Origin of the sequence: Streptomyces sp. CB02400 (genome assembly GCF_001905725.1) — a bacterium.
GTDB lineage: Bacteria > Actinomycetota > Actinomycetes > Streptomycetales > Streptomycetaceae > Streptomyces > Streptomyces atrovirens.
The window spans coordinates 31,241-55,867 of sequence record NZ_LIWB01000029.1 but is presented as its reverse complement, the minus strand read 5'-3'; the positions used below and the strand labels follow the sequence as shown (position 1 = coordinate 55,867).

Below are 24,627 nucleotides of genomic sequence, written 5' to 3'. Positions count from 1 at the left end.
CCACTTCCCAGGACGCAACCCCCTGCTCGGCCAGGACAACCTGAGGCGGACCGTGCTGCGGGAGCACGACGTCCCCAATGATGAGGATCTGTGAAAGCGGTTCTGGCCGCGATTTCGTGAATGATCTTCGACTTCTGGCTTGGCCTGCCGAGCTCTTGCTCCCGATCGGAAGACGGCAGTGTTCTGAGGTGGCGGAGTCGCCCGCCTCCCCCGTGTCCGGCCGGGGCTCCCCGCCAAGGGCGCCTTCGGCGTCACTCACGCGATGGTGGCTTCGCCCCCGTGCTGTCAGTGCCGCCTCGTACAGTGCTTCCATGTCTGACAACGAACGGCCGCCGAACCGCAGGTTGGTGGAGGCTGTGTATCCCGCTGGCACCCACCTCGACTACTCCCGCGTCTCCTCCAACGGGATGCGCGGCAACGTACGCGACGACCGGGACAACTCGCTCATCGGCCAGGCCGAACTCTTCGACGCCCCCGACCGGTAAGCCGACGGCTACAACGACGGCTACGACCACCGATCCCACGACGACGAGTTCCGCCGTCACGTCGCGGAGCTCCTCGCCCGCGAGGTGGCCCTCTTCTTGGGGGACCTTGCTTATGCCGCGGCGGCCCGCGGCTTCGCCACCGCCCGCCCTCACGTCAGCGCCTGGGTGCGCCAACGCGTGGACAAGCTGCGCAGCCGCTCATCGAGGGTCGCTGCAGCCACCCACCCCAAGCCCGCCCAGGAATCCGGTCTCGAGCACGCACCGCCGCGACCGGCCGCCGCGACCGCGGGCCACCGCCGGGTGGACCCCGTGCTGCGCGCCGACCAAGGCGATGCCTGCGCGAACGCCGCCCTGGAGCGGATCAGCGCTCGGGCGGTCGAGGTCCACGGGATGGCCGCGCGTTACGCCGCTGACCTGCCTGCGGCCGATGCCGCCGACGAAGCCGTGCGCCAGGCCGTGGCCGTGGCTGCGGCTGCGGCTGCGGCTGCGGCTGCGGCTGCGGCTGCGGCTGCGCCAGGACTAGCCGCCGCTCTCCAACTCATCGCCTCTGACGAGGCGCTGGGCCTGACCCCTGAGCAGCAGATGTACATGTGGGAGCGTGCCGCCGAACTCGACCTCGCCGTGGTCGAAGACCTCACTGGCACTCACACCATGCCGGCAGAGGACGTCGCGCTGCAGAGCCTTGGTGCGGGAGGGGCTAGAGGCTCGGCCAGCGAACCAGCTCAGCCCTGATCGCTCTCAAGGCTCGCGGATCTCGGTGGCCGTCTGCCGGGATCGGCTGCCACGATGTGGCTGGCGAAGTCGCCCGCAACGGTGCGGCAGCCCGAGAAGCAAGGAGGTCGTCCATGTTGCTGCGGCCCGCGGTCACCTGCGAGAAGGCGATCAGGTTCCTGGACGACCCGGTCCAGGGCGGCCTCAACGACGTCCGCGACTCCGTCCCGAACTTCGCCCAGCCGATGCTGGCGGGCGTGGAACCCTCGAAGCTGGCCGGGCCCGACCTGGTGGTGACGCTGCGGCAGTACACCGAGTGGACCGCGGCGACCGCCCGGCAACTGGCGGATGTCTTCGCCGACCCGGCGGTGCCAGCGCGGCTGCGCGGCGAGCACTACAGCCACATCGTGCACAGCCCCCTGACGCCCTACCGAACCGCGCTGCTGCTGCACTGGGAGTTGGACGAGCTGGCGACGTACTTCATGGAACTGCAGAACCAGATGCGGCAGACCGTGGAGGAGTACCGCAGCTACCGGCAGCGTGTGCTGGTCGTGGACGCGAACACCCTGCTGCACTGTCAGCGCTTCGACAAGATCCCGTGGTCTCGGGTGTGCGGGAAGGGCCTGGCGACGCTGGTGATCCCGCACGTGGTGGCGGAAGAGATCGACACCAAGTCCTACTCCGAGGGCAGCGAGAAGATCAGGAAACGGGCGCGCGGGGTCTACGAGCTGCTGGGCGACGTCCTCAAGGGGCTGTCCACCGAAGGTCGCTTCGAATTGCACGACGGCACCGAGGTCCAGGTCCTACGCGACGAGCTTGGGCACCGACGCCTGCCGAACAACGACGACGAAGCCGTGGCCCGCGCGGCCCACCTGCAGCAGGCCATCGCACCGCGTCAGATCACCGTCATCACGCGCGACAACGGGATGCGCGGCAAGACCATGACCTGGTGCCTGCCCTGGGGCTTCCCACCGGACAAGTACCTGATCCCCGAGGACGGCTTCGGTGCGAAGCACCGAGAGGCGAACCTCGCGAGTATCAGCGTCGACGTCCCCGAGGACGGTGACGACACCTGGTCCCGCCCGGGACCGCGGCCTTCCGTGACGGCTACGACCGGTGCTTCATCGGCCCGCACCTCGTCGAGCGGACCGTTCACGGCGCCGCGGTCAGGACCGTTTTCAAGGCTCTGGCCGCGGTTCCGCGAACCCACGAAAGACGTGTGCGGACAGGCGGTGCATGAAGTTCAGAGAGTCCCGGAGTGCCCTGTGGCGGCGAACTGACCAATGACATCGCTAAGTTGCTCAAGGAAGTGACGCAGACTGGTGGCCACGGCATAGCACTCGTCGTTCCAGGATGCAGTCCTGGACTTGTGGACCGTGCCGTCAGCCGCGAGAGCGAAGAGACTGCCGCCGCCGTCGCTCCCGAAGACGGTTCCGTGATCGCCATTCTCGAGAGGAACCGCGCCGTACTCGTCCAGGTGCGCAGTCACGGTAGAGGGCGGGTGGATGAAGTACCCGTTGCCGATGTCGGGCAGAGACACGCTGTCGATCACGGCGAAGAGCGACAGCAGGGCCGCATATTCGGACCGGTGGTTCGTCAGGAGGGTGACCGCGGCCCGCGTCCCATCGTCGGCCAGCGCCACCTCGTTGTCCCCCGCAGGGTAGCCGTGCGTCACCTCGAAGGTTTCCATCAGCTGGCTCACGCCTTGTGAAACCTGTTGACACCACGCATGCAGCCAGGATGAGTCGAGACCACGCTCAGGCATGCAGGAGTCCTCTGGAGTCCGTGGGTGCACGCCCCTTGCGTGCGGCCTCACCATCTCATGGGCGGATCAAGACGCGGGTCCGGAGGAGGCTGAACGAAGCCCGGCCATACATCGCTCGCTTGAGAGTTTTGACCCGGTTCACGTTCCCTTCGACAGCACCGGAACTCCACGGCAGCGTGAGTCCGGCAGTGACGGCGTCGAGGTCCTGGCGGAGGAGGCCGGCGAAGCCCTGCATCTGCTTCGGTGCGTCCTGTTCGGCCTGGCGGATCCACTCCAGCAGCAGGAATCCGTGCCGGTGACGCACCAGATCTGCGAAGGCCCGGGTGAGGTCGAAGGCCCGGGTGATGTCCGGGCAGGCGAGCCGGACCTGAAGGAGGCGCTCGTCCTGGCTTTCGGTGAGCGTCTCCCGGGGCCACATGATCCACGAGATGGTCTTGCGGGGGCTCGGGATGTCGGCCCGGATCGGTTCGGCGGTGTCCGCGCGGAGGGCGGCGAGGTGTTTGCGGACGACCTGGCGGCTGCCGCGGTAGCCGCGAGCCTGGATCTCCAGGAACAGCCGGGTGCCGCTGACCCGGCCTTGCGCCTCGGTGAAGCGAGCGTTGAGGTATGCCTTGAAGGGCTCCAGGACGCCGTTGGGGCGGCGGTCGTGGGCGGAGGCCAGCAGCTCGTCGAGGTCGGTGTCGCGGAAGTGGCGCACGGTCTTGCGGTCGAGGTTCAGTCGGCGGGCGATGGCGCTGATCGTCCAGCGTTTCTCCAGCAGGCGGTGGATGTCCTCGTAGCGGTGGCGGGTGCGTTCGATGATCTGGGTGCGGGGCGGTTCCGCGGGCGGTAACAGCATCGGGGGCGGTTCCGGCACCTCGGTCACGGTCTCCTCGTTGGTATGTTTGCGCAGGCAGTCGCGGTGCTGGTGGCGGGTCTTCTCCACCGCGGCGGACAGGTTCCGCAGCAGGTGCCAGCGATCAGCGACTTCGAGGGCATGAGGGGCGGCTTCCTTGACTGCCTTCGTGCAGGCGGTGGCCCGCTCCCGGCAGATGATCCCGGCTCCGGGATGCTCGGTGAGCCAGGCGGCGAACGTCTCGGAGGTGCGGTCGGGCAGCACGTCCACAACCCGGCCGGCCTCGACGTCGACCAGCACGATGCCGTAGGTGCAGCCCTTGCGGAAGGCGAACTCGTCCACCCCCAGCACCCTCGGGGCACGGTCCAGCACCGCCGGCGCCGTCAACAGCCTGAGCAGCCGGGTCCGGCCCGCGGTCAGCCGCAGTCGACGGCACAGCCGTGCGGCGGGACGGCCGCCGAGTTCGATCGCGATCGACCGCAGCCAGTCCGCAAGCCCGGTACTGGAACAGCGGTAGCGCGTGGACAGCCCCGGCACCTGCTCGACGAACGTCGTACGGGAACAGCTCTTCCGGTCGCAGAAGTACCGGCGCACCCGCAGCCGGACGATGACCCGGCGTGAGCCCAACGGCCGCTCATCCAGGGTACGTAGATACGTGCTGTGCACGCGACGGGCCTGCTTGCGACAGTTCGGGCACCGGCCTGGACGGGCCGTCGACACCGCCTCCACCACCAGGATGCCGGAGGAGTCGCACACCCCCTCCACCCGCACATCGATCCCGGGAAACAGCACATCCTCAACCGCCTTGCTCGCCACGGCAGGAAGTACGCTGCCGAAACAATCCCGCGTTCCCACTGCTGACCAGGGGATTCACGGAACCGCGGCCAGAGCCGCGAAAGCGGCCAGTGCTGCTCTTCGTTCCCCAGTCGGTTGCTGCCGGCAACGATGGCCGGGGCCGCCCGTGCTGTGTCGGCTTCTTCGGGAGTTGTTTGGCGGCCGGCCTCGTGAACGATGTCAGCGACTTTGATGTCACTCAAGTGCTGCGGGGCGCATGGCGAGCTGCGGAGTGGGAGTCCTGCGGCACTGCCAGATCGTAGGAGCGGACTGTTCCCGGTTCCCGCCCGCGCTGTCTCGGGTGCCGGTACCGGGCCTTCGCCCGGAACCGGCGTCGTGAAATCATCAAGCGATGACCGAACCGACCAGCGACGACGGCCGCACCTTCCGGCGCGAGACCGAGCGGGTCGTCAACGAGATCGCCCAGGGGCTCCGCACGTTGGACGCTGGTGTGAGCTGGTTCTCCGACCTCGCCCCGACACGCCAGCAGATGGTTCTACAGGAAGTCGCTGGCTATGCGATGCAGGCGCACATTACAGCCGCGGACGATCGTGCGGGGGTGGCGCGGTCCGGTGTGAAGACCATGAAGTACATGCAGCCCCTGGTGCTGATCGCGGACATCGCGTTGACCGAGAACCGGTTGCCCGTGCGGCGCACGACGGGGGTGCGCCCTTCGGCGCCTCAGGCTGCGATTCACCGGCCATCGTTTCACCTGTTCGGATGAGTAGAGGACTGTATCGCTGCGGTGGTTGAGGCCTGGCCTGGACGATCTGCGGCCGTGGCACGGGCGCAGCGCCCTGCAGCGCGGCCAGCCTTCGGACGGGCGTCACGGCGTCGATCAGCGCGAGCGCGGGAGTGTTCCCGCCGGGGTCCAGGATGAGAGGGCTGCCTCCGCCGTCGTGTTCCACCAGCGAGGTGCCGTGCCGTATCGCGGCGCCAGGTCGGTGGCCGTGAACACGGCCCTGCGAAAGGAGGTTCCGGTGGCCAGAACCACAGGCGACGGAGGTGTGGGCCGGTCGTGACGTGCGCTCATGCGACTCGCTCTGCCACCTACTGTGAATCCCTCGGTTCCTCGCCCCGGTCAGACGACTGGCTCGCAGCACCCGGGGCAGTGCCGTAATAGCCGCTGATCCACGCAGTACGCAGCGCGGACGGCCGCGGGTACTGGCACGTCAGATACGGCTCCCCTCTCTGACTGGCTTTGAGGCCTTCTTCGACGGCCCGTGCAATGTCCTCGGGTGTGTCCACGCCGCGCTCTCTCCCGTCACCTTCTTGGCTGCTGATCGGTCTCACGCCTGTGGTCGAGGCCGCTCGTTCGCGACGCTAGTCGGCGACTATGCCGCGGGCGCTGAGGACGTTCCGCAACTCCGGGCCCAAGAACTCGGAGCCGAGGACGCGCCGAAGGTTCGGAAGCAGCACAAGATCGTCGAGGGAAGCGACGTCGAACAAGTCGTCCTCGCCGTCCCAGACCGGGGCGCACTCCTGGTACACCTGGTTACCGCCGTCCATGCACAGCTCCTCGACGCCGGCCAGGTGTTCGTCGCTGATCTCCAGTGATGCGAAGTAACTGCGTGCCTCGGGCACAACCTGGTACGCCAGGCCGTGCTGCTGCGCGTACTCCCAGGGGGCGTCGCTGAGCCCCTTCTCCTTAAGGAGATCGGCGAGGCAGAACTGAGGCGTGAGCGTCTCATCGATGTACATCAGCTGCTCGACGACGATGAGCTTGAAGTTGAAGTCTTTAAACGTGGCCATGCACACAACTTAGACGGCACCACTGACACCAAGACCACCGCAGTGGGGAAGACCCCTGTGGTGCGGCGGAGCGGGAACCGGTTCGCGGTGAACGCGACGTCGGCGATCAGTACCAAGGGCCGGATGCACTTCATGGTCTTCACCGAGAGCTTCACCGCAGAGGTGATGTGCCGCTTCCTGGACCGGCTCGCCGGCCACTTCGACCACAAGGTCCACCTCGTGGTCGACGGGCACTTCGCCCACCCCGATGATGTCGAGCTGCACTTCCTGCCGCCGTACTCGCCCGAGCTGAACCCCGACGAGCTGGTCAACGCCGACCTCAAGCACAGCCTGCCCAAGCAGCACCAGGCTCACGACCAGGCCGAACTCGCCGCAGAGATCCGCCGCTTCTTCCACAGACGCCAGCGACAACCGCACATCGTCCGCCGCTACTTCGGCGGCCCCACCGTCCGCTGCGTCCTGGACGAGAACCCCATGAGTTTCTGATCAATAGGAGAAGATGAGACAGCAGGCACGGTCTTCGGTTGTGGTCACGCGAACTCGACACTCACATGATCAACGAGGCCGTGCCTGCACCTGCACCTGAGTCCTCACAACGCGACATGACAACCCATCACTGGACAACCTCACCCAACCTGCGGGCTTGCAAAGTCCCTGGGTCCTGACCGGGGTTCTCTCCGGGCTGTGGCCGGAACTCGACCAGGCCAAATCCGGCGCTGCAGCAGCGTGTTCGCGCCATATACGCTCCGGCGGGAGAGCGCTCGCGGATCCTGTACGCAACAGAAGTGACGGGAGGTGGAGCCGTCCGGCCTCCGGGGACTCGGCGGCCTGACGGCTCCCCTGTCGTACGGAATCGGTTCACCTGGGGTTTCCCGCCAGACGGGAGGGGCCGGCCGGTGTCGGAAACCCCGGTCGATTCGTTCACGGCCGCGACAGTGATCCATCGGTCCACGACCGGAGGTCGAACGGGCGAGCTCCCTCCCTGTTGACCGGACAGAAACGGGACGTTTCAATACCCGAAGCGTCATGCGCGCTTGTTCGCCCTCGCGCTCCCCGGAAGTACTCGCCCGCATTACTGCCCTTTCGGTCGAGTATTTCCCGGACGTCGGCGTTCCGGTTATTCGGCCACATGGTACGCGCACCACCGTGATGCAGAGTTGTGCTCGCACCCGTCCCCGTGACGCCGTGTGCCGACCTCGTCTCTTCATGTCCGGGGTGCGCGTCCTCGAGATGGAGGAATTATGAAAGCAGAGGACTCCAGGCGCTATCTCGCCTATCTGGCGACAATCGCCGCCGGGCTGAGCACACCCGTGTTCGTGAGCGGAGCGGCCCAGGCCGCTACCGATTCCGCGCACACGGTCACCGTCTCCGACTCGGCGCGCACCGCGCTCGCCGCCCAGGCGGCCGAATCGGATCGGGAGGCACTGTCCGCCGACGGTCTGTTCTCGCGGCACAACCAGACCTACAACGAGGTCTACAACGAAGTGATCAATCCTCCGTACCTGCAACGGGTCCAGCCGTATCTCCAGAGCATCACCCCCGGCTCGCCCGACCGGACGTCCGCTGCCACACCACTGAGTCGGATCCTCGACGAACTGGCCTGACGGCCCCTCCCGGCGCATCCTCGCCGGCTCCAGCCGGATGTGGACCGCATCCATTGGCCCGCATCCGGCATCCCCGCAGTTCCCGAGTTCCGCAGGACCCAGGAGAACCGAAATGACGCAGGAACCTTTCAGGCAGGTCCAGTTCGTCACCAAGATATCCAAGTTCTGCAATCTCAGATGCGCTTACTGCTACGAATTCGCCGAGCTCGGGCAGCGTGAGCGGATGACTCTGGAGCAACTGCGCCAGATGTACACGCACATGCGCGACTACTACGTTCAGAAGGATCAGGAAGACGGGATCCGGACACATCTCCACATCGTCTGGCACGGCGGCGAGCCACTGATGATCGAGCCGGATTACTACTGGCGCACCCTGGACGACCAGCGCACGATCTTCGGGGACTCCTTGCGGACAAGCAACACCGTACAGACCAATCTCACCGTCCTTGACGACGAACGGATCCGGCTGCTCCGGGATGGATTCGACAACGTCGGCGTCTCTCTAGATCTTTTCAGCGGACTCCGTGTCAACATCGCCGGCCGGGACCAGCAGAAAAAGGTCGTGACACATATGGAGCGCCTGCGTTCCGAAGGCATCCCGTTCGGTTGCATCACCGTGCTGACCAAGAAGAACCTGGCCCGAGTGAAGGACACCTTCTCCTTCTACGAGAGGGCAGGGATAGGATTCCGGGTGCTACCGCTCTTCGAAGGGGCCTACGCCGACCAGCACGAGGCGTACGACATCACCGTGCCGGAGATCGTCTCCGCCCTGAACCAGATCGCCGACCTCTGGCTGACCAGCGACAACCCCGTGCAGGTATCCCCGCTGGACTACCAGCTGCAGATCGTGCTGCGCCACCTCGACCCCGAGGCGCCGCGCTCCTACTTCAACCAGCGTGAATGGCTGCCGGTGATCGTCGTGAACACCCCCGGGGACATCTACGCCTACGGTGATCCGTACGAGGACCCCCAGGCTTCACTGGGTAACATCTTCACCACCCCGCTCGGGGAACTGCTCTCCGGCCCGCGCTTTGACGCGTCCGCCCGCGAGGCCGAGGTCCGGATAGCCGCGAACTGTCTGAACTGCAAGTACTTCGGAGCCTGTTCGGGTGCGGCGATCGCGAACAACCGGGATAACGTGCACACGGTGGTCGACGGGATCGGCGTCTGCGACGTCGACCGGGCCGTATTGGAGCACATCGAGAACCGGCTGCGCACCGGTGACGTCCTGGACCGCAACGGACGCGTCAAAGCCGTCACCGCTCCCGTCGTCGATCCCGTCTCCTGACGCCGGTGGAAGCGGGTGAGGGGGACGCGCGCCGACAGCCCCACGAGAGCTTCACCGTCACGGTCACCGCGGCGGACGGCCCGCGGGCACAAGTGCCCGACCCGCCGTTCGACGACTCGACACCGCTGCTCGCCGTCACCCTGGAGACCATGCCAGGTGGCGGCGGGCAGGCGTGCCTGCCGTTCCTGCACCTGGACCTGGCGGGCCGGCCCGGTGCCGAGACCGTCGTCCGGGGACTGCGTCGGGCGGAAACAGTCCTGGACAAAGCGCTGTCGCTGTTCGTACACAGCTCCGGCAACGGCTACGTCGGAATCACCGTCACGGAGAGAACTCCGTCGGCTGGAGCCGAGCCCGACGGGGAAAGCGGTCCTGGGCAGCGCGTTCTGCGGGTGGCGGTCGACCCGGTCTTGCACGCGGTGGGCCTCGCGGCCGCTGTCCGCAGCGGCCGACTGGTGATGGTGCACCACTGGTCGTCCGCCGAAGGCGTCCGCCGCCGGGCACTGCTTCCGGTGGACGTGGACCGCGAGATGCTCGAACGGATCGTTCGAGCAGCTCTCACGCACCCGCGCTCCGTCCAGGTCGGCCTCTTCGGCGGGTACGAGCGGAGCGGGATCTGACCACCCGCCCCGGCCGGAAGGCCGCAGAGGCGGACGCGGCCGGATTCCGGCCCGACACTCCCGCCCCACCCGATGAGAAGGCAGCCGGTGACCCGATGCCGGCCAGGACACGGCAGGGCGCTGTCACGTTATTGGGTGCGTGGGTCTCTGGTGACGTGTCGGGGCGTGGTAGGGGCCGGGTTCCGGACCGGTGCTCAGGCCTCGGCGGGCTGGCCGGCGGCGCCGGTGATCTGGTCCCGGACGGCGAAGGGGATGGTCATCTCGGCGTGGTAGCCGGGGGTGGTCATCAGGTGGCGGCGGGGCCGGAAGTGGGGTGAGATGCCGCTGAACGCGGCCAGGAACCGCTGGGTTTTGCCGACGCTACGGAAGCCTTTCATGGCGCGTTCGCGCTGCCGGGTGGGCTGGTGGCTGTTCTCGGCCCGGTTGTTCAGGCCCTTGTGCGAGCGGTGCTCGACCGGGGGCATGACCTCGCGGTGGGCCGCTCGGTGGGAGCGCAGCTCGTCGGTGACGACCACCCCGGGGCACCGGGGTCGTCTTCACCAGGCGGCGGAAGAAACGCCGGGCCGCGGCCTTGTCCCGCCGGTTCTGCACGAGGATGTCGAGGACGGCGCCGCCGGCGTCGACGGCCCGCCACAGGTACTTCAACTCACCGTTGGTTCTCACGAAGACCTCGTCCAGGTGCCGCTTGTCGCCCGGCCGGGGCCGCCGGCGGCGCAGCCCGTTCGCGTAGATCTGCCCGAACTTCGCGCACCAGCGCCGGACCGTCTCGTGGGAGACGAGCACACCGCGCTCGAGCATGAGCTCCCCGACCTCGCGGAAGCCGAGCGGGAAACGGAAGTACAGCCACACGCAGTGCGCGATCACCTCGACTGGGTACCGGTGCCCCTTGTACGACGGCGACGCGGACGACACGAGCGAACCCCTCCCCGGCACAACCAACTCCAAGATCATCCCAGGCCGGTCACCCAACGTGACAACACCAGCCCACTCACTCGGCCGTTCGAGGGTCCACGGATAGGCTGGCGCCGTCAGCGAAGATCGCGGAAGGAAGACGTACATGGCGGACATGGTGGAGAAGGCAGCGCGGAGTGTCTTCGAGCGCTACGACCTGGACGGTGACGGCCTGGTCACCGCGGAGGAGTACCGGCAGGTCGTGACGGAGCTGGAGGGCGCCGAGATCACCGAGTCGGAGGCCCGGGCCCTGATCGACTCACTCGACACCGACGGCGACCGCCGGATGTCCTTCGACGAGTTCTGGGCGGCCATGAACCGCTGACACCCCCGGCCGGGCCGTGAAGAGCGCCTGTGACGGGTCCGACCGCCACAGGCGCCGTACTCAGGCCGAGCGCACGAAGGCGGCGAACCGGTCGAGCGCCTCCTCGATGTCCTCCGGTCCGAGGGCGCTACACGACAGGCGCAGACAGCGCAGTGGTTCGATACCGGTTCCGGTCCCCGACGCCGCCGCGTCGTAGAAGTGGTGCAGCGGCGTCCACAGCACACGGTGGTCGCGGGCCGAGCGCTCCAGCGCCGCATCGGTGACGTCGAACGGTACGTCGACGACGACGAAGAAACCGCCCTCGGGACTGTTCCAGCTCACCCCGGACGCCGACGGATCGGGGAAGCGGCGGGCCAGCCCGTCGACGATCCGGTCGAGGCCTTCCCGGTACACCTCGCTTTCCCGCTCGGTGGCGCGGACCAGACTGCACCCGTGTTCCAGCAGCCTGCCCCCGGCCACGGCCTGGGCGATCGGCGAGGTGTTGACGGTGACCATGCTCTTGGCCCTGGCGAGCAGGTCCGCCAGGTACAGCTCCGAATCGACCGGTTGGTCGGCCACCGCGTAGCCGATCCGTACCCCCGGGAACACCGTCTTCGCCAGCGAACCGAGGTGGACGACACGGCGTGCGGTGTCCAGCGCCTTCAGGGTCGGGAGGCGGTGCCCCCGGCGCGGGAAGAGGCCGTAGGGGTTGTCCTCCAGGAGGAGGACGTCCTCCTGTTCCGCCAGGTCGAGGGGGTCGCGGCGCACCGGCTCGGGCATCCGGACGCCCGAGGGGTTCGCGTGGTCGGGGACGACGTACAGGGCGCGCGGGCGCAGCCCGGCGGCGCGGGCCTCGCCGATACGCCGCCGCAGGTCGTCCAGGTCGACGCCGTCCGGCCCCTCGGCGACCGGGTGCACCGGCAGGTCCAGGAGGCGTGCCGCCCCGGTGACGCCGACGTAGGCGGGCATGACGGCCAGCAGGACGTCACGGTCGTCGCGGCGCAGCAGCCGCAGGGTGAGGAACAGTGCCTCCTGGCAGCCCGTGGTGACGAGCACGGCCTCCGGGTCGACGTCGATGCCCTCGTCCACGGACAGCTGGCGGGCGATCAGTTCGTGGATGATGCCCTTGGTGCGTCCGTACTGGAGCAGGGTGCGCCGGACCCGCTCCTCGGTGTATCCCTGTTCGGTGCGCAGGTGGTCGCTGAAGACCCGCAGCGCGCGGTGGACGTCCTCGACGTCGTAGAACCCCTCGTACGGTGTACCGGCGGCGAGGGAGAGCGCGTCCGGGTGGCGGCCCGCGATCTCGTTGAGGAAGTTCATCGAGGAGAGCAGCGGGTCGCCCACCGAGGGGTGCAGCGCGGTGAGGTCGAGGCCGTCCGTGGCCGTGCTCGCCGTGCTCGCCGTGGTCATCGCGGTTCGCCTCCCGGGCCGGTGACGGTGCGCAGCCGCGCCGCCGCGGCGAGGTCCGGGCAGCCGGCCAGCGCGAGTGCCGACTCCAGTTCCTCGCCGAACAGGTGGAGGATCCTGAGTACGCCCTGGTGCCCGCCGACCGCCAGGCCCCACAGCACGGGGCGGCCCAGCAGCACGCCGTCCGCGCCGAGGGCGAGGGCCTTCAGGACGTCCGTACCGCTGCGGACACCGCTGTCGAGGAGCACCTCGCACCGCCCCGCGACGGCCTCGGCCACGGCGGGCAGGGCGCCGAGCGCGGGCAGGGCGCCGTCGAGCTGGCGGCCGCCGTGGTTGGAGACCACCAGCGCGTCCGCACCGCAGGCCGCGGCGCGTTCGGCGTCGGCCGGGTCCAGCACGCCCTTGAGGATCAGCGGCAGCCGGGTGTGTTCGCGCAGCCAGTCCAGGTCGGCCCAGCTCAGGGACGGGTCGACGACGTTGGCGGTCTGCGCGGCGACCGCGCTCACGCCGCTGCTCGCGGTGCGCGGCACACCGTCGGGGCGGGCACCGAAGTGCACGGGCGACACCCCGTCGGGCAGGGCGAAGGTACCGCGCATGTCGGCCGCCCGGCGTCCCATCCTCGGTGTGTCGACGGTCAGCATCAGCGCACGGCAGCCGGCCGCCTCCGCGCGCTTCAACAGTTCCCCGGTGTGGCCGCGGTCGCGCAGCCAGTACAGCTGGAACCAGGTGGTGGCGCCGGTGGCAGCGATGTCCTCCACGGCGGTGCTGCTGAAGGTGCACGCCGTGAACGGGACACCGGCGTCCCGGGCCGCGCGGGCGGCGGCCAGTTCGCCGTCCGGGTGCACGGCCCTCTGGTACGCCATCGGGGCCACGGCCACCGGGAGGGCGCTCTCCGTGCCGAGCAGGGCGCGGGCGGTGGCGACGGACGAGACGTCCGCGAGCACCCGGGGAACGATGTGGAGCCGGTCGAACGCGGCGCGGTTGGCGCGGAGCGTGAGTTCCGCGCCCGCCGCCCCGCCGACGAAGCGCTCCACGGCGGCGGGCAGGACCGCCGCCGCCAGAGCCTCCGCGTCGGCGGGGGTGAGCAGGTCGGCGAGTGCCGGGTCGGTCACGCGGTCTCCCCGTCGGCGTGCGCGGCGGCCTCGTGCTCGGCCTTCTCCGCCTGTACGGCGTCGTACAGCGCGCGGACGTTGCCGCCGCCGAAGCTGTCCGCGCCGGCGCGCTCGATGATCTCGTAGAAGACCGTGCGCTTGGGGTGGATGGTCCGCGTGAAGATCTGGAAGAGCTGACCGCCGTGGTCCTCGTCGGCGAGGATGCGGCCCTTGCGCAGCTCGGCGATCGAGTGGCGGTTCAGCTGGAGGCGCTGCTCCAGCCGGTCGTAGTACGTGTCGGGAGTGCCGAGGAAGACGATGCCGCGCTCGAGCATCCGGTCGACGGTGCCGATGATGTCGGGGGTGGCGAAGGCCAGGTGGTGCACGCCGCCGCTGCCGTGCCGCTCCAGGAAGTCGCCGATGTGACCGGCGTCGTGCTCCGGGCTCGGTGCGAGGACGGTGAAGGTGAGGTCCCCGGCGGGGCTGCGGACGGCCTTGGAGTCCATGGCCTCGGTGCCCTGGACCATCAGCTCCTCGTACACGGACGTGTAGCCGAAGACCCGCTCGTAGTAGCCGGTGGTCTCGGCCAGCCGGCCCATGGGGACGCTGACCGCGACGTGGTCGAGGACCGTCAGGCCCACCGGCTCCGGCTCCCCCGGGGCGAGGGCCTGGGCCACCGGCTCGAAGCCGGGCAGCGGGACGGCGGTGTCCGTGTGGCCGTCGGGCCGCTGGACCAGGGTATGGCGTACGTCGTCGAAACCGGCGGCGACGACGGCGGTGACCCAGCCCTCGTGCTCGGTGGGCTCGGCGAGGGCCGTGGCGGAGCGGGAGACGGCGTCGGCGAAGGCCTCGCGGGCGTCGTGGGCGGTGAGCGCGATGTCGGCTATGCCGTCGCCGTGCCGGGCCACGTAGGCGGCGGCCGGGTGGCTGTCGTCGAGCGCCTGGGTCACCACGAGGACGATGTCGCCCTGGCGCAGTGCGAGGGAGCGGGAAGCGCCCTCGGGGCCGCCGCGTTCGGCGGTGGCGCAGACCTGGAAGCCGTAGCCGTCGGTGAAGGCCGACGCGGCGGCCTCGGCGTCGGTCACGTACAGCTCGACGTGGCCGACGCGCAGGGAGGCGGCGGGTGCGGTGTCCGTCATGTCGTTCTCCTCACGGGGTGTGCCGGGGTGGTCGGAGGCAGGGGGCGGGGATCCGTGGCGGTCACTGCTCGGTCATGGCGTCGACCAGGCTCTTGGGCCGCATGTCCGTCCAGTTCTTCTCGACGTGGTCGAGACACTCCTGACGGCTCGCGGCCGGGAGGTCGACGGTCCAGCCGGCGGGGACGTCGGCGAAGACCGGCCAGAGGGAGTACTGCAGTTCGTCGTTGACGAGGACCAGGTACTGGGCGTCGTCGTTCTCGAAGGGGTTGGTCATGGGGTCGCTCCGTACTGGGGTGGGGTCGGTCGGGCAGGGGTCAGGTGGTGCGGGGGCGGTCGGTGCCCTCCAGGCGCTCCGCGACGGCACGGCCGATCTCCGTGACGGGGCCGGGCAGGGTCATCTCGTGGTGGCCGCAGGCGACGGGGCGCGGGTCGAGGCGTCCGCCGACGTACGGCGTCCAGGACGTGGGGGCCGGCGCGTCCGTCCCCGGGTCCGGTTCGGCGGTGAACAGCAGGACGTCACCGTCGAAGTGCCGGGGTACGAACTCCCGTTGCAGCCGGGCGTGGCGGGCGGCGATGCCGGGCCACACCCGCAGCGTCCTCGGCGGGATGCCGGTGAGGGGCGCGCCCTCACGCCGCAGGACCTCGCGGGCCGCCTCCGCGTCCACCGGGCCGCCGTCCGGGAGACCGGGCGCCTCGTGGCCGAGAAACCTCAGCAGCCGGGCGAGGACGTCACCGTCCGTCCGGTCCTGCGAGGGCGGTCCGCCGGCCTCGGCACGCCCGGCGGCGGTCGCGTCCGGCGGGAAGGCGTCGAGCAGGGCCAGCAGCGCGACCTCCTCCCCCGCCTCGCGCAGCCGCACCGCCATCTCGTGCGCCACCAGGCCACCGAAGGACCAGCCCAGCAGGTGGTACGGGCCCTCGGACTGGACCTCGCGGATCCGGGCCAGGTAGTCCTCGGCCATCTCGCCCACGGAGGCGGGCGGTTCCTCGTCCCGGGCCAGCCCCCTGGCCTGGAGTCCGTACAGCGGCCGGTCCTCGCCGAGGGAGCGGAGCAGGCCGGCGTACGGCCAGCTCAGCCCGGCCCACGGGTGGACGCAGAACAAGGGCGGCCGGGTGCCCGTGGCGCGCAGCGGCAGCAGGACCTCCAGGGCCCGCACGGCCTCCTCGCTCCCGCTCCCGCTCCCGCCGCCGGAACGCAGCAGGCGGGCCAGGGCCTCGGGGGTGGGCGCGTCGAGCAGCGAGCGGACGCCCAGGACGGTACCGGAGCCGGTGGCCGAGCGGATGCGGCCCAGCAGCCGGACCGCGAGCAGCGAGTCTCCGCCCCGCTCGAAGAAGCTGTCCTCGGGGCCGACCCGGTCCACGCCGAGCACCTCGGCGAACAGCTCGCAGAGCACCCGCTCCTCGGCGTCGCGCGGCGGGCGCCCGCCTCCGGGCGCGGTGAGCGAGGGTTCGGGCAGCGCCTTGCGGTCCAGTTTGCCGTTCGCGGTGAGGGGCAGGTCCGGCAGGGTGACGACGGCCGCGGGCACCATGTACTCCGGCAGGCGGTCCGCGACGTGCCGCCGCAGCGTGGCCGGTTCGACGGGTGTGGAGGCCGGGTCGGCGACGGCGGGCACGGCGTAGGCGATCAGCCGGGTCGTGCCCTGTCCGTCGGCCCGTACGACGACGGCGGCGCGGGCGACGGCGGGGTGGGCGCGCAGGACCGCCTCGACCTCGCCCGGCTCGATCCGTACCCCGCGCACCTTGACCTGTTGGTCGGCGCGGCCCAGGTACTCCAGTGCGCCGTCGGCGCCTCGGCGGGCCAGGTCGCCGGTGCGGTACATGCGCCCGCCCGTGCCGTGCGGGTCGAACGGGTCGGCCACGAAGCGTTCGGCGGTCAGCGCGGGCCTGCCGTGGTAGCCGCGCGCCAGCTGTACCCCGGCGAGGTACAGCTCACCGGTGGCCCCGGGCGGTACCGGACGCAGCGCCGCGTCCAGGACGTACACCCGGGTGTTCCAGACCGGCCGGCCGATCGGCACGGGGCCCTGGGCGTCCGGCTCGCAGTCCCAGTGGGTGACGTCGACGGCCGCCTCCGTGGGGCCGTACAGGTTGTGCAGCGGCACCCCGGGCAGCACGGTGTGGAAGCGGGCCGCCAGGTCGGCGGGGAGTTCCTCGCCGCTGCACACCACCCGGCGCAGTCCGGTGCATCCGGCCGCGGCGGGCTCGTCGAGGAACGCGCCGAGCATCGACGGCACGAAGTGCGCCGTCGTCACGTGTTCGGCGCGTATCAGCTCTGCGAGGTAGGCCGGGTCCCGGTGCCCGTCGGGGCGGGCGACGACCAGGGTCGCGCCGGTGACGAGCGGCCAGAACAGCTCCCACACGGAGACGTCGAAGCCGGTCGGGGTCTTGTGCAGCACCCGGTCCCCGGCGGTGAGCCCGTACGCGTCCTGCATCCACAGCAGGCGGTTGACGACGGCCTCGTGCGGGACGGCGACGCCCTTGGGCCGGCCGGTGGAGCCGGAGGTGTGGATGACGTAGGCGGGGTTGCGCGGGTCGGGGGCGGTGTCCGTCGGGGAGGTGCGCGTCCCGTCGCCGGCATCGGCGTCCATGACGAGGACGGGCGTGTCGCCCGCTGGCGGCGGGGACTGTGCCGCCACCGCTTCGGTGACCAGGATCCGGACCGGTTCGGTGTCTTCGAGGAGCAGGGTGACGCGTTCCGCCGGAAGGCCTGGGTCGACGGGGACGTACGCGGCTCCCGTTTCGAGTACCGCCAGGAGGGCCGTGATCAGGTCTGCGGAGCGGGGCACGGCGACGGCGACACGGGTCTCCGGTCCGGCCCCGGCCCGGCGCAGGCGGCCGGCGAGGGCGGAGGCGCGGGCGGCCAGCTCGCCGTAGGTCAGCCGCTGTGTCCCGTGGACGACGGCCGGCGCGTCGGGGGTGCGGGCGGCCTGGGCGGCGAACAGCTCGGGGAGGGTGGCCGGCGCGAGGGGCACCGCCGTGTCGTTCCACCGGGTGAGGACCAGTTCGCGTTCCTCGTCACGGAGCACGTCGACGGCCGCCAGTCTCCGGTCGGGTTCCGCGGCGAACTCCCGCAGCAGCAGGCCCAGCCGTTCCGCCAGCGCGGTCACGGCCGCATGGCCGAAGTGCGCGGGCTGGTGGCCGAGGCGGAGGGTGAGACTCCCGCCGGAGGGGTCCTGGGAGTCCTGGGACCCCTGGGTGACGATCAGGCTCAGCGGGTAGTGGGTGGCGTCCCGGCCCCTGACTCCGGTGAGTCGCGGCCCGAGGGCGCCCGCGCGCGGGGTGAACGACTCCCGGTCGACCGGATAGTTCTCGAAGACCACGAGAGTGTCGAAGAGCGCGGAGTGGCCGGACAGCCGCGTGACCTCGCTCAGCCCGAGGTGCTGGTGGCTCATCAGGGACGACTGGCGGGTCTGGAGCGCGGTGAGCGTCTGGAGGACGGTCGCCCGCGGGTCGAGGGCGACCCGGACGGGCAGCGTGTTGATGAAGAGTCCGACCATGGACTCGACCCCGGCGACCTCGGGCGGGCGGCCCGCGACCGTGGCGCCGAAGACGACGTCGTCACGGCCCGTCACGCAGGACAGCAGCACCGCCCAGGCGCCCTGCACCAAGGTGTTGACCGTCAGGCCCGCCTCCCGCGCCAGCCGGTGCAGGGCCGCGACCGTGTCGGAGGGCAGTTCCAGCGCGACGTGGCCGGGTTCGGCCGTGGACGCGCCGACCGCCCCGGGGGCGAGCAGCGTCGGTTCGTCCAGCCCTGCCAGCTCGGCGGTCCAGGCCGCCCTGGCGGCCTCCCGGTCCTGGGCCGCGAGCCAGGCGAGGTAGTCGCCGTACGGGGTGACGGCGGGCAGCCCGGCCGCCCGGCCCCGCGCCGCGTACAGCGCGAACATCTCGCGGAGCAGCACGGGCATGGACCAGCCGTCGAGCAGGACGTGGTGCGGCGTCAGGACGAGGCTGTGGTGCTCCTCGTCGTGCTTGACCAGCGCGATCCTCAGCAGCGGGGGCCGTGCCAGGTCGAACCGCGTCGACCGCTCCTCCTCGGCGACGCGGTCGCGGCGGGCGGTGTGCTCCGCCGCCGGTACGCCGGTCAGGTCCACGGTGCGCCAGGGCAGCCGGGGGTCTCGGACGACCACCTGGACGGGGGCGCCGGTGGCATCGTGGACGAACCCGGCGCGCAGGCTGGCGTGGCGGCGCAGCAGTGCCGTCCACGCCTCGCGCAGGACCTCCTCGTCCAGGGGGCCTTCGAGGTCCAGTACGAGTTGGGCGGTGTATACGTCGGTGCCCTCGTGGTCGTAGTGGGCGTGGAAGAGCAGGCCCTCCTGGAGCGGGGAGAGCGGGAGGACGTCCTCCAGGCCCGGGTGGGCGGCCTCCAGGGCCTCCACCTGTTCCTGGGTCAGGGACACGAGGGGGAAGTCGGACGGCGTGTGGCCGCCGTTCTCCGCGCCCGTGCGCGCCAGGGTCTCCAGGGCCCGCAGCCACCGCTCGGCCAGCTCCCGCACCTCGGCCTCGTCGAGCAGACCGCCCGCCCACGCGAACGTCGCCGACAGCACCGGACCCTCGGGGCCGTCGACCGTGACGGCGTTGATGTCCAAGGTGTGCGCAAGCGGGGTGGCAGGATCGGCGTCGGGTCCACCGGGCTGCGCGACCGGCGACCAGTCGGCGCCGGACGGGGCGGCGGACGTCGGCGTGCGCCCGAGGTAGTTGAAGCCGATCTGCGGCTCGGCGAGGGCCGCGAGGGCGGGCGCGGTGTCGGCGTTGAGGTGGCGCAGCAGGCCGTACCCCGCACCGCCGCCGGGTACCGCCCGCAGCTGTTCCTTGACCCGCTTCACGGCGTCCGCGGGGTCGTCCCCGGAGACGGTGGCGTCGAGCCGTACGGGATGGACGCGGGTGAACCAGCCCACCGTGCGGGAGAGGTCCACGTCCGGCCGGTCGGTGTCGCGGCCGTGGCCCTCCAGGTCGATCAGGACCCCGCCGTCGGTGTCCACGCCCCGCGCCTCGCGCCACTGACGTACCGCGAGGGCCAGCGCGCCCAGCAGCACGTCGTCGACCCCGCCGTGGAAGGCGGCCGGGACGGACGACAGCAGCGGTGCCGTGTGTGCCTCCGACAGCGTCACTGTCAGCCGTCGTGCCGTGCCGGCGGTGTCGCGCGCGAGGTCCAGGGCCCGGCTGCCGAGCGTCGGCTCGCCGACCCGCGACGACGTCCGCCAGTACGGAAGTTCGGAGGTCACCCGCGGGTCGTGCGCGCGCTCGCGGAGCAGTCCCGCCCAGCGCCGGAACGACGTGCCCACCGGGTCCAGCCGCACCGGCTCACCCGCCGCCACCGCCTCCCACGCCTGCCGCAGATCCGGCACCAGGATGCGCCACGACACCCCGTCCACCGCGAAGTGATGCACGGTCAGCAGCAGCCGGCCCGGCGCCTCCGCACCCGCGTCGAACCACACCACCTGCACCATCACGCCCGACTCCGGCGCCAGCCGCGCCACCGCCGCCCGCGCCTCGGCCACCACGTCGGCACCGGCGAGAGGCACCCGGCGCACGCACCCGGCGGCGTCCACCGAACCACGCTCGCCCACCTCCGACACCCAGTCCGCGGACACCCGCAGCCGCAGCGCGTCGTGGTGGTCCAGCAGCGCCCGCACCGCCGCCGCCAGCCGCTCCTCCCCCAGCCCAGCCGGCACCCGCAGGAACACCGACTGCTGGAAGCCGGCCGCCGTGCCCCGCCACTCCCGCAGCCAGCGCATCACCGGGGTCGGTTCCACCGGACCCGTGCCGTCGTCCTCGACTGCGTCCGCCGGTCCCGCGCCGGCGGTGCCGCAGACCTCCGCGAGCGCGGCCGGTGTCCGGTGTTCGAAGACGTCGCGCGGGGTGAGGACCAGGCCGGCCCGCCGCGCCCGGCTGACCAACTGGATCGACATGATGCTGTCCCCGCCCAACGCGAAGAACCCGTCGTCCACGCCCACGTTCACGACGCCCAGCACCTCCGCGAACAGGGCGCAGAGGGTCCGCTCCACGGGAGTGCTCGGTGCCCGTCCCGCGCCCGCGGTGCCGGTGAAGTCGGGCACGGGCAGGGCCGCGCGGTCGAGCTTGGCGTTCGCGGTCAGCGGCAGCGCGTCGAGCAGGAGGATGTCGGAGGGGATCATGTACTCGGGCAGCCGTTCGGCGAGGCCCGCCCGGAGCGTGCCGGGGTCCGGCCTGCGTCCCGGTTCGGGCACGACGTAGCCGACGAGGTGCTTGCCTCCGGAGGGAGCCTGCCGCACGAGGACCACGGCATCGGCGACCTCGTCCTGTTCACCCAGTACGCCCTCGATCTCGCCGAGTTCGATGCGGAAGCCGCGGATCTTCACCTGGTGGTCGGCCCGGCCGAGGAACTCCAGCACCCCGTCCGGCGTCCAGCGCACCAGGTCGCCCGTGCGGTACATACGGGTACCTGCCGGCCCGAACGGATCGGCGACGAACCGTTCGGCGGTCAGCGCGTACCGGCGCGCGTAGCCACGGGCCAGCGCGTCACCGGCGATGTACAGCTCACCCGCCGCACCGGGCGGCACCGGCCGCAGCCGGCCGTCGAGCACGTAGGCCCGCATGCCGTCGCGGGCCCGGCCGATCGGCACGTTGCCCGGCACCCGGGCCGCGTCGCGCATGGCGTGCTGGGTGGCGAACAGGGTGATCTCGGTCGGGCCGTAGATGTCGGTGACGACCGTGTCCGGGCACGCGTTCAGAACGCGCCGCACGGACGCCGACGAGACCACGTCGCCGCCGGTCAGCACCTCGCGGACGCCCGCCAGACAGCCGGGGTCCTCCTCCGCCACCACGCGGAAGAGTCCGGCGGTCAGCAGCAGCGAGGTCACACCGTGGGTGCGCAGGGTACGGGCGATGGTGGGGACGTCGAGGTCACCGGGCGGTGCGACGACGACCTCTCCGCCACCGAGCAGGGGCATCCACAGCTCGTAGGTGGACGGGTCGAAGCCGTACGGCGAGTGCAGCAGCACCCGGGGCGGGCACTCGCCGGCACGGGAGGCCCCGGCGGCGGCGTTCCAGCGGCGGTCGGTGGCCAGGCTCACCACTCCGCGATGGGTGATCTCCACGCCCTTCGGCTCGCCGGTGGAGCCGGAGGTGAACATCACGTAGGCGGTGCTGTCCGGCAGGACGTGCGGGACAGGGGTCCGTACGGGGGTCTCCGTCCCCTCCGGACGGTCGTCGTCGCCGGCCACGACCTCGTGCTCGATCCCGGGCAGCCCGTCGGCGGCCGTGCTGCCGTCCGTGACCACGACACGGCATCCCGCCAGTCGTGTCATCGAGGCGAGCCGGTCCTTGGGCAGCTTTCCGTCGAGGGGTACGTAGACCGCTCCGGCCTTCAGCACGCCGAGGACCGCCGTCACGACCTCCGGCGAGCGCTCCATCAGCAGCGCGACCCGCTCCTCGGGGCCGACGCCGAGAGCCGTCAGCCGCGCCGCGAGCCGGTCCGCCCGCTCGTCGAGTCCGCGGTACGTCCGCACGCCACCGTCCCAGCGGACGGCCACGGCCTCCGGCGTACGCGCCACCTGGGCGGCGAACGCCTCGACGACACTCGTCTCCGACCTCACCGAGTCCGCGTCGGCGTCGTTCCAGTCGGCGAGGATGCGGTGCCGCTCCTCAGCGGTGAGGACCTCGACGGCACCGGACGGGCGGGCGGGGTCGTCGGCAAGCATCCTCAGCAGTGCGGTGAACCGGCCGACGAGTGTGCGCGCGGCCTCTTCGGTGAGGAGGTGCGGCATGTAGTGGAGCCGCAGCCACAGTGCGTCGTCGCGGAGTCCGGCGGCGAGGGTCACCGGGTAGTGGGTCGCGTCGTGGACCTTCGAGCCGCTGACGGTGAGACCCGAGGAGGGGACGGTCCCTTCGGCGACCGGGTAGTTCTCGAAGACGACAAGGGTGTCGAAGAGCCGTGGCAGACCGGACAGCCTGTTGATCCGGCTCAGTCCGACGTGCTGGTGGGCCAGCAGCTTCGACTGGGCGGTCTGGAGACGCAGCAGGAGGTCGGCCAGCCGCTCGGCCGGATCGAGGACGACCCGGACCGGGAGGGTGTTGATGAACAAGCCCGCCATGGACTCGATGCCGGGTATCTCCGGCGGCCGGCCGGAGACCGTCGTGCCGAAGACCACGTCGTCGCGGCCGGTCAGCCGGGACAGCAGCAGGGCCCAGGCGCCCTGCACCAGGGTGTTGACCGTCAGGCCCGCCTCCCGCGCCAGCCGGCGCAGTGCCGTCACGGCCGGCGCGGGGAGCTCCGCGCCGATCCTGGCGGGGACGTCCGGTGCCCCGGCGGTGGCGGCCGAGGCGTCCGGGACCAGCAGGGTCGGCTCCTCCACCCCGTCGAGCGCGTCCGCCCAGGCCCGTTCGGCCGCCTGCCCGTCCTGGGCGGCGAGCCAGGCGAGGTAGTCGCGGTACGGGGTCGGCGGTGGCAGTTCCGCCCCGGCGCCGCCGGCGTACAGGGTGAAGAGTTCCTTCGCCAGGACGGGGACCGACCAACCGTCGAAAACAATGTGATGGTTCGTCAGGACGAGACGGTGGCGGGTGTCGCTCAGGTGGAGGAGGGTGAGGCGCATGAGCGGTGCCCGCGCCGGGTCGAGGCGCTTCGCGCGCTCCTCGGCGGCGGTCCGGCCGGCTTCCGCCTCCGCGTCCGCCTCGGGCAGGGATCGCAGGTCGACGGTGCGCCAGGGGAGTTCGGGGTCTCGGACGACCACCTGGACGGGGGCGCCGGCGGTGTCGGGCGCGAACGCGGCCCGCAGGTTGGCGTGGCGGCGCAGCAGTGCCGTCCACGCCTCGCGCAGGACCTCCTCGTCGAGCCGCCCCTCCAGGTCGAGCTCCACCTGGGCGGTGTATACGTCGGTGCCCTCGTGGTCGTAGTGGGCGTGGAAGAGCAGGCCCTCCTGGAGCGGGGAGAGCGGGAGGACGTCCTCCAGACCGGGGTACGCGGCTTCGAGGGCCTCCACCTGCTCCTGGGTCAGGGACACGAGGGGGAAGTCGGACGGCGTGTGGCCGCCGTTCTCCGCGCCCGTGCGCGCCAGGGTCTCCAGGGCCCGCAGCCACCGCTCGGCCAGCTCCCGCACCTCGGCCTCGTCGAGCAGACCGCCCGCCCACGCGAACGTCGCCGACAGCACCGGACCCTCGGGGCCGTCCTTCGCGACGGCATTGATCTCGAGCGCGTGCGGCAGCGCCGTCACCGGGCCGTCGAGTCCGCCCGGCCGGTCGAGCGGAGTCCAGTCGGCCGAGGACGCGGAGACGGTGCGGCCCAGGTAGTTGAAGCCGATCTGCGGCTCGGCGAGGGCCGCGAGGGCGGGCGCGGTGTCGGTGTTGAGGTGGCGCAGCAGGCCGTACCCGAAGCCGTCGCCGGGAACCGCCCTCAACTGTTCCTTGACCCGCTTCACGGCGTCCGCGGGGTCGTCCCCGGAGACGGTGACGTCGAGCCGTACGGGATGGATGCGGGTGAACCAGCCGACGGTGCGGGAGAGGTCCGCATCGGCGTCGACGCGGTCGCCGTCGCGGCCGTGACCCTCCAGGTCGATCAGGACCCCGCCGTCGGCGTCGGCCCCGCGTGCCTCGCGCCACTGACGTACCGCGAGGGCCAGCGCGCCCAGCAGCACGTCGTCGACCCCGCCGTGGAAGGCGGCCGGGACGGACGACAGCAGCGGTGCCGTGTGTGCCTCCGGCAGCCTCACCGTCAGGTGCCGGGCGGTGGATGTGGTGTCCTGCGACCGGTCCAGCGGGCGTCGGCCGAGCGGGGGTTGGCCGGTGGTCAGCGCCTCCTCCCAGTACGGGAGTTCCGCCAGCAGTGCCGGGTCGTGCGCGCGCTCGGCGAGCAACCCCGCCCAGCGCCGGAACGACG

The 24,627-nt window shown here is 71.1% G+C and carries 18 protein-coding genes and 1 pseudogene; 9 read left to right on the top strand and 10 right to left on the bottom strand.

The window, feature by feature from the left end; translation table 11 throughout:
* Window positions 1–311 precede the first annotated feature (311 nt).
* The 3 genes from AMK33_RS44485 (at window position 312) to AMK33_RS38615 (ending at window position 2,476) form a co-directional block, all read left to right on the top strand.
* Complete coding sequence (locus AMK33_RS44485) at window positions 312–485, top strand: hypothetical protein (protein ID WP_235618332.1); 174 nt, start codon at window positions 312–314, stop codon at window positions 483–485.
* Window positions 486–662: 177 nt separating this feature from the next.
* Window positions 663–1,217 (top strand): hypothetical protein, encoded by a 555-nt coding sequence (locus tag AMK33_RS44480; protein WP_235618331.1) that lies wholly within the window; start codon window positions 663–665, stop codon window positions 1,215–1,217.
* Window positions 1,218–1,330: 113 nt separating this feature from the next.
* Entirely contained in the window at window positions 1,331–2,476 is a 1,146-nt protein-coding gene (locus AMK33_RS38615) for a PIN domain-containing protein (RefSeq protein WP_073937921.1), read from the top strand.
* Here the strand turns inward: AMK33_RS38615 and AMK33_RS38610 are convergent.
* Window positions 2,440–2,898: a hypothetical protein gene (locus AMK33_RS38610; protein ID WP_079195152.1), complete on the bottom strand. Its 459-nt coding sequence runs from the start codon at window positions 2,896–2,898 to the stop codon at window positions 2,440–2,442. The genes AMK33_RS38615 and AMK33_RS38610 overlap by 37 nt on opposite strands.
* Before the next feature lie 118 nt (window positions 2,899–3,016).
* Complete coding sequence (locus AMK33_RS38605) at window positions 3,017–4,516, bottom strand: ISL3 family transposase (protein ID WP_235618335.1); 1,500 nt, start codon at window positions 4,514–4,516, stop codon at window positions 3,017–3,019.
* 466 nt (window positions 4,517–4,982) lie between these two features.
* Between AMK33_RS38605 and AMK33_RS45405 the strand changes: the two genes are divergently transcribed.
* On the top strand, window positions 4,983–5,354 hold the full coding sequence (locus AMK33_RS45405; RefSeq protein ID WP_167748618.1) for a DUF5958 family protein: 372 nt from the start codon (window positions 4,983–4,985) through the stop codon (window positions 5,352–5,354).
* Between the two features lie 326 nt (window positions 5,355–5,680).
* Here the strand turns inward: AMK33_RS45405 and AMK33_RS45085 are convergent, their stop codons facing one another.
* Window positions 5,681–5,878 (bottom strand): Rmf/CrpP fold protein, encoded by a 198-nt coding sequence (locus tag AMK33_RS45085; RefSeq protein WP_079195150.1) that lies wholly within the window; start codon window positions 5,876–5,878, stop codon window positions 5,681–5,683.
* 75 nt (window positions 5,879–5,953) lie between these two features.
* Entirely contained in the window at window positions 5,954–6,382 is a 429-nt protein-coding gene (locus AMK33_RS38595) for a DUF6892 domain-containing protein (protein WP_073937924.1), read from the bottom strand.
* 42 nt (window positions 6,383–6,424) lie between these two features.
* Between AMK33_RS38595 and AMK33_RS38590 the strand changes: the two genes are divergently transcribed.
* The 4 genes from AMK33_RS38590 (at window position 6,425) to AMK33_RS38575 (ending at window position 9,891) form a co-directional block, all read left to right on the top strand.
* On the top strand, window positions 6,425–6,868 hold the full coding sequence (locus AMK33_RS38590) for a transposase (protein ID WP_235618330.1): 444 nt from the start codon (window positions 6,425–6,427) through the stop codon (window positions 6,866–6,868).
* A gap of 755 nt (window positions 6,869–7,623) precedes the next feature.
* The gene (locus AMK33_RS38585) at window positions 7,624–7,986 is read left to right on the top strand and encodes a hypothetical protein (protein ID WP_073937918.1); all 363 of its coding nucleotides are present in this window, start codon (window positions 7,624–7,626) and stop codon (window positions 7,984–7,986) included.
* Window positions 7,987–8,098: 112 nt separating this feature from the next.
* A complete protein-coding gene (locus AMK33_RS38580) occupies window positions 8,099–9,274 on the top strand; it encodes a radical SAM protein (protein WP_073937917.1) in 1,176 nt (391 codons plus the stop codon).
* Window positions 9,275–9,279: 5 nt separating this feature from the next.
* Window positions 9,280–9,891 carry a hypothetical protein gene (locus tag AMK33_RS38575; RefSeq protein WP_073937916.1) on the top strand — a complete coding sequence of 204 codons (612 nt, stop codon included), beginning with the start codon at window positions 9,280–9,282 and terminating at the stop codon, window positions 9,889–9,891.
* 194 nt (window positions 9,892–10,085) lie between these two features.
* On the opposite strand, the pseudogene AMK33_RS38570 reads toward AMK33_RS38575, so the two are convergent.
* A pseudogene (locus AMK33_RS38570) lies at window positions 10,086–10,803 on the bottom strand (IS6 family transposase).
* Between the two features lie 145 nt (window positions 10,804–10,948).
* Between AMK33_RS38570 and AMK33_RS38565 the strand changes: the two are divergent.
* Window positions 10,949–11,167: an EF-hand domain-containing protein gene (locus tag AMK33_RS38565; RefSeq protein ID WP_073937915.1), complete on the top strand. Its 219-nt coding sequence runs from the start codon at window positions 10,949–10,951 to the stop codon at window positions 11,165–11,167.
* A 60-nt stretch (window positions 11,168–11,227) separates the two neighbouring features.
* Here the strand turns inward: AMK33_RS38565 and AMK33_RS38560 are convergent, their stop codons facing one another.
* The 5 genes from AMK33_RS38560 to AMK33_RS38540 all read right to left on the bottom strand — a co-directional run.
* On the bottom strand, window positions 11,228–12,556 hold the full coding sequence (locus tag AMK33_RS38560) for an aminotransferase-like domain-containing protein (RefSeq protein WP_073937914.1): 1,329 nt from the start codon (window positions 12,554–12,556) through the stop codon (window positions 11,228–11,230).
* Window positions 12,553–13,665: an alpha-hydroxy acid oxidase gene (locus AMK33_RS38555; protein WP_073937913.1), complete on the bottom strand. Its 1,113-nt coding sequence runs from the start codon at window positions 13,663–13,665 to the stop codon at window positions 12,553–12,555. Before AMK33_RS38555 ends, AMK33_RS38560 begins: the two co-directional genes overlap by 4 nt.
* Complete coding sequence (gene hppD, locus AMK33_RS38550; protein WP_073937912.1) at window positions 13,662–14,783, bottom strand: 4-hydroxyphenylpyruvate dioxygenase; 1,122 nt, start codon at window positions 14,781–14,783, stop codon at window positions 13,662–13,664. The genes AMK33_RS38555 and hppD overlap by 4 nt, the downstream gene beginning before the upstream one ends.
* Window positions 14,784–14,844: 61 nt before the next feature.
* Window positions 14,845–15,057, bottom strand: a complete 213-nt coding sequence (locus AMK33_RS38545; protein WP_073937911.1) for an MbtH family protein — start codon at window positions 15,055–15,057, stop codon at window positions 14,845–14,847.
* A gap of 40 nt (window positions 15,058–15,097) precedes the next feature.
* Window positions 15,098–24,627 (bottom strand): non-ribosomal peptide synthetase (locus AMK33_RS38540; protein WP_143203912.1); only part of this gene is annotated, 9,530 nt, incomplete at its 5' end.

Bases quoted from the DNA above. Each gene is read 5' to 3' on its own strand.
- AMK33_RS44485 (WP_235618332.1), top strand. From the start codon at position 312: ATGTCTGACAACGAACGGCCGCCGAACCGCAGGTTGGTGGAGGCTGTG.
- AMK33_RS38615 (WP_073937921.1), top strand. From the start codon at position 1,331: ATGTTGCTGCGGCCCGCGGTCACCTGCGAGAAGGCGATCAGGTTCCTG.
- AMK33_RS45405 (WP_167748618.1), top strand. From the start codon at position 4,983: ATGACCGAACCGACCAGCGACGACGGCCGCACCTTCCGGCGCGAGACC.
- AMK33_RS38595 (WP_073937924.1), bottom strand. From the start codon at position 6,382: ATGGCCACGTTTAAAGACTTCAACTTCAAGCTCATCGTCGTCGAGCAG.
- AMK33_RS38585 (WP_073937918.1), top strand. From the start codon at position 7,624: ATGAAAGCAGAGGACTCCAGGCGCTATCTCGCCTATCTGGCGACAATC.
- AMK33_RS38580 (WP_073937917.1), top strand. From the start codon at position 8,099: ATGACGCAGGAACCTTTCAGGCAGGTCCAGTTCGTCACCAAGATATCC.
- AMK33_RS38565 (WP_073937915.1), top strand. From the start codon at position 10,949: ATGGCGGACATGGTGGAGAAGGCAGCGCGGAGTGTCTTCGAGCGCTAC.
- AMK33_RS38560 (WP_073937914.1), bottom strand. From the start codon at position 12,556: ATGACCACGGCGAGCACGGCGAGCACGGCCACGGACGGCCTCGACCTC.
- hppD (WP_073937912.1), bottom strand. From the start codon at position 14,783: ATGACGGACACCGCACCCGCCGCCTCCCTGCGCGTCGGCCACGTCGAG.
- AMK33_RS38545 (WP_073937911.1), bottom strand. From the start codon at position 15,057: ATGACCAACCCCTTCGAGAACGACGACGCCCAGTACCTGGTCCTCGTC.